This window comes from Vibrio sp. 2033 (assembly GCF_033339735.1).
In genome coordinates this window covers 1-575 of the sequence record NZ_JAWOVC010000620.1, presented here as the reverse complement: position 1 = coordinate 575, position 575 = coordinate 1, and the positions used below count along the sequence as shown (strand labels likewise).

1 protein-coding gene is annotated in these 575 nt (G+C 49.4%); it reads right to left on the bottom strand.

The genetic code is table 11. The features are described 5' to 3' along the window. Positions 1-575: RNB domain-containing ribonuclease (locus R7P74_RS28130; RefSeq protein WP_318123960.1), on the bottom strand; the 575-nt coding region annotated here is incomplete at both ends.

Below are 575 nucleotides of genomic sequence, written 5' to 3'. Positions count from 1 at the left end.
TGAATTTGGTTTCGACGGTCTCAAACTCAATCGCACCACGTTGATCACGCGCTTCTTTCAACACTTTGTACATCGCGTGCAACTCTTCAAGATGCGACACGAGTGGCTGGTAGCGTTCACGCAGTTCTTCATCACCTTCAAGAATCGCGCTCACTTTGCTGTATGTGAGACGAGCGTGGGAATTCATTACCGCTTCGTAGTGCTTGTAGCTTGAGAGCTTACCGCTTTCAGAAATGGTCATCTCACACACCATACACAAGCGATCCACTTGCGGGTTAAGCGAACACAAACCGTTTGAAAGCACTTCAGGCAACATTGGGACAACTTGCGATGGGAAGTACACAGAGTTACCACGGTTGATGGCTTCTTTGTCTAACGCTGAATCTGGGCGCACGTAGTAGCTTACGTCTGCGATTGCGACCCAAAGACGCCAACCACCATCTTTTTTCTTCTCACAGAAAACGGCGTCATCGAAGTCTCGCGCATCTTCACCGTCAATGGTAACGAGCGGCAATTCACGCAAGTCAACACGGCCAACTTTCGCTTCTTCAGGCACTTCTTCGCCCAAGTTTACG